The organism is Pseudomonas sp. P4_C3 (genome assembly GCF_056402075.1).
This window is the reverse complement of sequence record NZ_JBFUIC010000052.1, coordinates 19,694-28,631: the sequence shown is the minus strand read 5'-3', so window position 1 is coordinate 28,631 and position 8,938 is coordinate 19,694. Positions and strand designations below refer to the sequence as shown.

Annotated in this window: 6 protein-coding genes and 1 pseudogene; 5 read left to right on the top strand and 2 right to left on the bottom strand. The window is 59.5% G+C overall.

Translation table 11 applies throughout. The annotated features are described in order from the left end of the window. Nucleotides 1-79, bottom strand: a pseudogene (locus tag AC1DVH_RS11935) (peptidylprolyl isomerase); the annotation flags it as partial. Nucleotides 80-343: 264 nt separating this feature from the next. Here AC1DVH_RS11935 and AC1DVH_RS11930 point away from each other — a divergent pair. Together AC1DVH_RS11930 and cysS are read left to right on the top strand one after the other, a co-directional pair. Continuing rightward, a complete protein-coding gene (locus tag AC1DVH_RS11930) occupies nt 344-2,041 on the top strand; it encodes a glutamine--tRNA ligase/YqeY domain fusion protein (RefSeq protein ID WP_477753965.1) in 1,698 nt (565 codons plus the stop codon). Nucleotides 2,042-2,061: 20 nt separating this feature from the next. Next, the gene (cysS, locus tag AC1DVH_RS11925; RefSeq protein ID WP_477753964.1) at nt 2,062-3,444 is read left to right on the top strand and encodes a cysteine--tRNA ligase; all 1,383 of its coding nucleotides are present in this window, start codon (nt 2,062-2,064) and stop codon (nt 3,442-3,444) included. 214 nt (nt 3,445-3,658) lie between these two features. On the opposite strand, the gene AC1DVH_RS11920 is transcribed toward cysS, so the two are convergent. Beyond that, nucleotides 3,659-5,491, bottom strand: a complete 1,833-nt coding sequence (locus AC1DVH_RS11920; protein WP_477753963.1) for a sigma-54-dependent Fis family transcriptional regulator — start codon at nt 5,489-5,491, stop codon at nt 3,659-3,661. 372 nt (nt 5,492-5,863) lie between these two features. Here AC1DVH_RS11920 and AC1DVH_RS11915 point away from each other — a divergent pair, with 372 nt between their 5' ends. From AC1DVH_RS11915 to AC1DVH_RS11905, 3 genes are read left to right on the top strand one after another with little or no spacing between them, the layout of a single operon-like run. After that, nucleotides 5,864-6,958 (top strand): ABC transporter ATP-binding protein, encoded by a 1,095-nt coding sequence (locus AC1DVH_RS11915; RefSeq protein ID WP_477753962.1) that lies wholly within the window; start codon nt 5,864-5,866, stop codon nt 6,956-6,958. Then, nucleotides 6,958-8,073, top strand: a complete 1,116-nt coding sequence (locus AC1DVH_RS11910) for an ABC transporter ATP-binding protein (RefSeq protein ID WP_477753961.1) — start codon at nt 6,958-6,960, stop codon at nt 8,071-8,073. The genes AC1DVH_RS11915 and AC1DVH_RS11910 overlap by 1 nt, the downstream gene beginning before the upstream one ends. Then, the gene (locus AC1DVH_RS11905) at nt 8,070-8,936 is read left to right on the top strand and encodes a carbohydrate ABC transporter permease (protein ID WP_477753960.1); all 867 of its coding nucleotides are present in this window, start codon (nt 8,070-8,072) and stop codon (nt 8,934-8,936) included. Before AC1DVH_RS11910 ends, AC1DVH_RS11905 begins: the two co-directional genes overlap by 4 nt. The last annotated feature ends 2 nt before the right edge of the window (nt 8,937-8,938 follow it).

Sequence of the window (8,938 nt, the reverse complement as noted above, 5' to 3'; positions counted from 1 at the left end):
CGGTGATCGGGGCTTTGTCGGCGTTCAGTTCGAGGACGATGTCGCCATGGTTGGTAGTCAGTTTGACTTGGGTCATGATCGGGACTCTTTTAAGGAGAAGCGTTTCTAAGGAATTCGTGGTTTTGGGACATTCCGTCCCGCAACCGGTTCAGCCTGTCTCGGCCAAGGTGCGCAGTTTAGCGTGACAGGCACGAATTTCGAGGCTGTTTTTTCATTTACGGCCTATTAAATACGACGGTTTACAGAGTGCGCTCTGTCAGGTACTTGACGGCATCGGCTATGATAGCGGCTTTGTTTTGTCCGGCCTTCATTACGGCCACGCACTTGTACGTTCAAGGATCCTATGAGCAAGCCCACTGTCGACCCTACCTCGAATGCCAAGACCGGCCCTGCCGTGCCGGTCAATTTCCTGCGGCCGATCATCCAGGCAGACCTGGAATCGGGCAAGCACACGCAGATCGTCACCCGTTTTCCGCCTGAACCCAACGGCTACCTGCACATCGGCCACGCCAAGTCGATCTGCGTGAACTTCGGCCTGGCCCAGGAGTTCGGCGGCGTCACGCACCTGCGTTTCGACGACACCAACCCGGCCAAGGAAGACCAGGAATACATCGACGCGATCGAAAGCGACGTCAAATGGCTGGGCTTCGAGTGGTCCGGTGAAGTGCGCTACGCCTCGCAGTATTTCGACCAGTTGCATGACTGGGCGGTGGAGTTGATCAAATCCGGCAATGCCTACGTTGATGACCTGACCCCGGAACAAGCCAAGGAATACCGTGGCAGCCTGACCGAGCCGGGCAAGAACAGCCCGTTTCGCGAGCGCAGCGTCGAAGAGAACCTGGATCTGTTTGCCCGAATGAAAGCCGGCGAGTTCAAGGACGGCGCACGGGTGCTGCGGGCCAAGATCGACATGGCCTCGCCGAACATGAACCTGCGCGACCCGATCATGTATCGCATCCGTCACGCCCACCACCACCAGACCGGTGACAAGTGGTGCATCTACCCGAACTACGACTTCACCCACGGTCAGTCGGACGCCATCGAAGGCATTACCCATTCGATCTGCACCCTGGAGTTCGAAAGCCACCGTCCGCTGTACGAGTGGTTCCTCGAGCACTTGCCAGTGCCGGCCAACCCGCGCCAGTACGAGTTCAGCCGCCTGAACCTGAACTACACCATCACCAGCAAGCGCAAGCTCAAGCAACTGGTCGATGAAAAGCACGTCAACGGCTGGGACGACCCGCGCATGTCCACGCTGTCGGGCTTCCGCCGCCGTGGCTACACGCCGAAATCGATCCGCAATTTCTGCGAAATGATCGGCACCAACCGTTCCGACGGCGTGGTGGACTTCGGCATGCTCGAATTCAGCATCCGTGACGACCTCGACCACAGCGCCCCGCGCGCCATGTGCGTGTTGCGTCCGCTGAAAGTCGTGATCACCAACTACCCGGAAGGCCAGGTCGAGAATCTCGAGCTGCCGTGCCACCCGAAAGAAGACATGGGCGTGCGCGCACTGCCGTTCGCCCGTGAAATCTACATCGACCGTGAAGACTTCATGGAAGAGCCGCCAAAAGGCTACAAGCGCCTGGAACCGGCCGGTGAAGTGCGTCTGCGCGGCAGCTACGTGATCCGCGCCGACGAAGCGATCAAGGACGCCGATGGCAACATCGTCGAACTGCGCTGCTCGTACGATCCGGACACCCTGGGCAAGAACCCGGAAGGTCGCAAGGTCAAAGGTGTGGTCCACTGGGTGCCGGCCGCGGCCAGCGTCGAGTGCGAAGTGCGCCTGTACGATCGTCTGTTCCGTTCGGCCAACCCTGAGAAGGCCGAAGACAGCGCCAGTTTCCTGGACAACATCAACCCTGATTCGCTGCAGGTACTCACCGGTTGTCGTGCCGAGCCTTCGCTGGGCAATGCACAGCCGGAAGACCGTTTCCAGTTCGAGCGCGAAGGTTACTTCGTCGCGGATATCAAGGACTCGAAACCAGGTCAGCCGGTATTCAACCGTACCGTGACCCTGCGTGATTCGTGGGGCCAGTGATTTAGCGTCAAGGAACTAACGTGCTTACGATCTACAACACGCTCACCAAGAGCAAAGAAGTTTTCAAGCCTTTGGATGGCAACAACGTGCGCATGTATGTCTGCGGGATGACCGTGTACGACTACTGCCACATTGGCCACGGCCGCAGCATGGTCGCGTTTGACCTGGTGACCCGCTGGTTGCGGTTCAGCGGTTATAACCTGACCTACGTGCGCAACATCACCGACATCGAAGACAAGATCATCAATCGTGCCCGCGAGAACGGCGAACCGTTCGACGCGCTGACCGAACGCATGATCACTGCTATGCATGAGGACGAGGCGCGCCTCAACATCCTCAAGCCGGACATGGAACCGCGTGCCACCGATCACATTCCGGGCATGCTGAGCATGATCCAGACCCTGATCGACAAGGGTTACGCCTACGCCCCGGGCAATGGCGACGTGTACTACCGCGTCGCCAAGTTCATGGGTTACGGCAAGCTGTCGCGCAAGAAGATCGAAGACCTGCGCATCGGCGCACGGATCGAAGTCGACGAGTCCAAGCAGGACCCGCTGGACTTCGTGCTGTGGAAAGCCACCAAGCCGGGCGAACCGAGCTGGCCATCGCCGTGGGGCGCCGGGCGTCCGGGCTGGCACATCGAATGCTCGGTGATGTCCACCTGCTGCCTGGGCGAGACCTTCGACATTCATGGCGGCGGCAGCGATCTCGAGTTCCCGCACCACGAAAACGAAATCGCCCAGAGCGAAGCGGCCACCGGCAAGACCTACGCCAACGCGTGGATGCATTGCGGCATGATCCGTATCAATGGCGAGAAGATGTCCAAGTCCTTGAACAACTTCTTCACCATTCGCGACGTGCTCGACAAGTACCACCCGGAAGTCGTGCGTTACCTGCTGGTGTCGAGTCACTACCGCAGCGCCATCAACTACTCGGAAGACAACCTCAAGGACGCCAAGGGCGCCCTGGAGCGTTTCTACCACGCGTTGAAAGGCCTGCCGAACGTTGCACCGGCTGGCGGCGAAGCCTTCGTCGAGCGTTTCACCCAGGTGATGAACGACGACTTCGGCACGCCGGAAGCCTGCGCGGTACTGTTCGAGATGGTCCGCGAGATCAACCGCCTGCGCGAGAGCGACCTGAACGCAGCGGCCGGTCTGGCGGCGCGTTTGAAAGAGCTGGCCAGCGTGTTGGGTGTATTGCAGCTCGAAGCCGATGACTTCCTGCAGGCTGGCGCCGAAGGGCGCGTCGATGCAGCCGAAGTCGAGGCGCTGATTGCAGCGCGCCTGGCAGCGCGTGCCGGCAAGGACTGGGCCGAATCTGACCGCATCCGCGACCAGCTCACTGCCATGGGCGTGGTGCTGGAAGACGGCAAGGGCGGTACGACCTGGCGTTTGGCTGACTGATTGCTTTGCTTATTACAGACAAAACCCGCCTTGTGCGGGTTTTTGTTTATGGGGTTGGACTCCAGGCTTGTGTTGACAGGGCTGGCGCCATCGCGAGCAAGCTCGCTCCCACAGTGTCCGTGTCGAACACAAAATCTGTGGGCATCTCTGAACCTGTGGGAGCGAGCTTGCTCGCGATGGTCTCAAGTCGAGTACCGCCAGTGCGGCTAACCTGTCATTCAACCTGGCGCAACCGCTTGTAAAGGGTATTCCTGCTCACCCCCAATCGCCTCGCCAGATACGAAATATTCCCCCCCGCCGCCTGCAACTGCCGGTTCAAATCTTCGGCATCATTCAGATCCACGGCTAACGGTTCCGGCGTATCGACCGGCTCCATCTCCAGATCAACAAAAAAATCATCCGGCAAATGCTCCGGCCTTATCGGTTGTTCCTCGGCCATCGCCAATGCCACCTGCATCACACTGCTGACCTGGCGCAAATTCCCCGGCCACGGGTGGCGGCTGAACAACTCCATCACTTCGTGACTCAACCCAGCCCACTGACTCAGTTCGCGGTGCTGTTCCCACAAGCGTTTGAACAGTGCCTCTTTATCGCTGCGCTCTCTTAACGGTGGCAATTCCAGAGTCAGGCCGCCGATGCGGTAATACAGGTCTTCACGAAACCGCCCCAGTTGTACCTGTTCGCGCAACGAGCGATTGGTCGCGGAAATGATGCGCAAGTCCACCGGGAACAACTCGCTGCTGCCCACCGGTTGCACGCAACGCTCCTGCAACACCCGCAACAGGCGCGCCTGGGTCGGCAGCGGCATGTCACCGATTTCGTCGAGAAACAGCGTGCCTTTGTCAGCCTTGCGGATCAGCCCGATGCTGCCTTTCTGGTTGGCGCCGGTGAACGCGCCTTTCTCATAGCCGAACAACTCGGACTCCACCAGTTCGGCGGGAATCGCTGCACAGTTGACGGCGATGAACGCTTGTTTGCTGCGCGAGCTGGCTTGATGCAGGGCTTTGACGAACACTTCCTTGCCGACCCCGGTTTCACCGTGGATCAACAAGGGAATGTCTTTTTCCAGCAAACGCTCGGCCTGACGCACGGCTTTTTCCACGCGACTGTCGCCGAAGTGCAGGGTGTTGAGGCTGATGGCCGCGGGTACCGCTACAACCGGTTCGGTGAACACTCGAGGTTGAATTGATGCCTGTTTCGGCCGCTTCAACAGGCACTGGAAGCGGTTGCGCCCCGAGGTCTGCAGGGCGAAGGGCAGGCCTTCGGGCTGGTTGAGCAACTCCAGCAGCGAGACCTTGAACAGGCTTTCGACACTGACCCGCGACAGGCTGATGCCCAGCAGGTTGTCGGCCCGGCGATTGGCCGACAACACTTGGCCAGTCTCATCGAATATCAGCAGCCCCGCCCACTGACTGTCGAGGTTGTTCAGTCCGGTGTTGAACGTCAGTTGGAAATGCTGGCCATGGAACAGGTTGAGGATCAGCCGGTTTTCCACGGTCTGGCTCATCATCTTGACCATGCCCAGGGTGTGGGAGGGCGGCAGGTAGCTGTCACTGGACACGTCCAGCACCGCGATCACCTTGCGCTCGGCATCGAAAATCGGCGCGGCGGAGCCGGTCATGAAGCGGTTGGCCTTGAGGAAATGTTCGTCGTGCTCGATGTGCACCGCTTGTTCACAGGCCAGGGCGGTGCCAATGGCGTTGGTGCCGCTGCAGCGTTCCATCCAGCTGGCGCCGGCGCTGAACCCCCGTGCCAGTTTGGGTTCGATAAAGCGCTGCGTTCCCCACGACGTGAGCACCTGGCCCTGATGGTCGGCGAGCATGATCAGGCAATTGGAATTGCTCAGGATGTTCTCGTAGTAGGGCAGCACTTCCTGGTGGGTGGTTTGCACCAGTGAATGTTGGCTCTCCAGCAATTGCGCAATGCCCGCTGCCGGCAATTGGTCGAATGCCGGTGTGCTCTGATGACTGAGACCGAACGCGCGGCAACGGGACCAGGAGTCCTGGATGATGGCGTCGTGGGACAGCGGCGAGGCAGGTGCGGCCATGGCGGTCGATCTCTGAACAATCTTTATTGTTTTTATGGGATAGCGCCGATCCCTGTAGGAGCGAGCTTGCTCGCGATGSACGTGAGAGCGCCGCGTTTATTCAGGCAGCCCTCGTCAACGTTAACGTCCATCGCGAGCAAGCTCGCTCCTACAGGGGCCGTGAACAGTCCGTAGAGTGTTGTTCACTATTGTTCACTGTCAATGGGTGAACTGTTCAATTGTTCATTTTCGATTGTTCATTTGTGTTCAGCAACGAACGCGGTTTGTACGTCCCGTTCGGGAATTTTAAGCTGAATCAATAGCTTGAATTTTTTGGCACGGATGTCGCTATGTAGCTCCGGTCGCTTGACTCCAAAAAAAAAAGGCCGAGCCATGTCATTAACCCTGGAGCACGTCAGCCGCACCGTCGAGGGCCAGACCTGGATCGACGATGCCAACCTGAGTTTTGAACCCGGTTCCTTCAACGTTTTGCTGGGTCGCACCTTGTCCGGCAAAACCAGCCTGATGCGCTTGATGGCCGGTCTGGACAAGCCCGACAGCGGCCGCATCCTGATGAACGGCGTCGATGTCACCCAGCGCCCAGTGCGCCTGCGCAATGTGTCGATGGTGTATCAGCAGTTCATCAATTACCCGACCATGACCGTCTTCGAGAACATCGCCTCGCCGCTGCGCCAGGCCGGTGTATCCAGCGAGCTGATCCAGAGCAAGGTGCTGGAAACCGCGAAGATGCTGCGCATCGAGAAATTCCTCCAGCGCCATCCCCTCGAACTCTCCGGCGGCCAGCAACAGCGCACGGCCATGGCCCGGGCGCTGGTCAAGGATGCCGAGCTGATCCTGTTCGACGAACCGCTGGTCAACCTCGACTACAAGTTGCGTGAAGAGCTGCGCCAGGAAATGCGCGAGCTGTTCAAGGCGCGCCACACCATTGCGATCTACGCCACCACCGAGCCCAACGAAGCCCTGGCTCTGGGCGGTACCACGACCATTCTTCACGAAGGCCGGGTGATCCAGAGCGGCCGCTCTTCCTCGGTCTATCACCAGCCGCAAACGGTGCTGGCGGCCGAGCTGTTCTCCGAGCCGCCGATCAACCTGATGCCGGGACGCATTGCCGGCAACGAAGTGAGTTTCGCCAACTTCGTGCACTTTCCGTTGAACGTCGATTTACGTCCGGTGGGCGAGGGCGAGTTCCGTTTCGGCGTGCGGCCCAGTCATATCTCGCTGGTGCCGAGCAACGACGATGACCTCGAGTTGGCGGTGACCGTCGAAGTCGCGGAAATCAGCGGCTCGGAAACCTTTCTTCACGTGCGCAACGAGCACTTCCTGCTGGTGCTGCACTTGCCGGGTGTTCACGAATACGACGTCGATGCGCCGATCCGCATCTACATCCCGACCCATAAACTGTTTGTGTTCGATACGCAGGGGCGGCTGGTCCAGGCGCCGGGCCGGCGTGTCACGAGGGTTGCCTGATGGCCGAAATCCGTTTGCACAACCTCGCCCACAGTTACACCAAAACCCCGGTGGGACCTGAGGACTACGCGATCCGCGAGATGGACCACATCTGGGAGCAGGGCGGCGCCTACGCGTTGCTCGGACCATCGGGCTGTGGGAAATCGACCTTGCTCAACATCATTTCCGGGCTGCTCAGCCCGTCCCAGGGCCATGTGCTGTTCGACGGCAAAGCGGTCAATGACCTGACCCCGGAGAAGCGCAACATCGCCCAGGTTTTCCAGTTTCCGGTGGTCTACGACACCATGACGGTGTTCGACAACCTGGCCTTCCCGTTGCGCAATCAAGGCATGGTGGAAGCGAAAATTCACAGCAAAGTGCAGGAAATCGCTGAAGTCCTCGACCTCCAGGCATTGCTTTACAAGAAGGCGCGCAACCTCACCGCCGACGAAAAACAGAAAGTCTCCATGGGCCGCGGGCTGGTGCGCGATGACGTGTCGGCGATCCTGTTCGACGAGCCGCTGACGGTGATCGACCCGCACCTGAAGTGGAAACTGCGGCGCAAGCTCAAGCAGATCCACGAGCAGTTCAACATCACCATGGTCTACGTCACCCACGATCAGCTGGAGGCCTCGACCTTCGCCGACAAGATTGCGGTGATGTACGGCGGGCAGATCGTGCAGTTCGGCACGCCAAGGGAATTGTTCGAGCGCCCGAGCCACACCTTTGTCGGCTACTTCATTGGCAGTCCGGGGATGAACCTGATCGAAGTGCAGCCGCAACCGGGTGGAGTCGGTTTTGCCTCGACCCATCTGCCGCTGTCCGAGGCCATGCAGCAGCGCATCGCCGAGTCCGAATGGAAAACCCTGAAGGTCGGCATTCGACCGGAGTTCGTCCATGTGTGGGACGAAGCCTTTGATGACGCGCTGCGGGCACAGGTCGTACACGTCGAAGACCTGGGCACCTACAAAATCATGACCCTCAACCTCGATGGCGTCCCCCTGAAGGTGCGCCTGGCCGAAGACAAATTGGTGCCGCAAGGCACGGCCTACATCAGTTTTCCGGCGCAATGGCTGATGGTCTATGCCGACGAATTCCTCCTGGAAACCCAAGCCAACATTGAGGTGCAGCCATGAACAAGGTGCAGAACAACAAGGCCTGGTGGCTGGTACTGCCGGTGTTCCTGCTGGTGGCATTCAGTGCGGTGGTCCCGATGATGACCGTGGTCAACTATTCGGTGCAGGACATCTTCGACCAGTCCAGCCGTTATTTCGTCGGCGCCGACTGGTACAAGCAGGTGCTGCTCGACCCGAGGCTGCATGACTCGTTGCTGCGTCAGTTCATCTATTCCGCCTGTGTGCTACTGATCGAAATTCCGCTGGGCATCGCCATTGCCCTGACCATGCCGACCAAGGGCCGCTGGTCTTCGGTGGTGTTGATCGTGCTGGCAATCCCGTTGCTGATCCCGTGGAACGTGGTCGGCACCATCTGGCAGATCTTTGGCCGCGCCGATATCGGCCTGCTGGGGGCGAGTCTCAAGGCCATGGGCATCAGCTACAACTATGCGGCGAACACCATGGACGCCTGGGTCACGGTGCTGGTGATGGACGTCTGGCACTGGACCTCGCTGGTGGCGCTGTTGTGCTTCTCCGGGTTGCGGGCGATTCCCGACGTGTATTACCAGGCGGCGCGGATCGACCGTGCCTCGGCCTGGGCGGTGTTCCGGCATATCCAGTTGCCCAAGCTCAAGAGTGTGCTGCTGATCGCGGTGATGCTGCGCTTCATGGACAGTTTCATGATCTACACCGAACCGTTCGTACTCACGGGCGGCGGTCCTGGCAATGCCACGACCTTCCTCAGTCAGACCTTGACCCAGATGGCCGTAGGGCAATTCGACCTGGGGCCGGCAGCGGCATTCTCGCTGGTGTACTTCCTGATCATCCTGTTGGTGTCCTGGCTGTTCTACACCGCCATGACTCACTCTGACGCCAACCGTTGAGG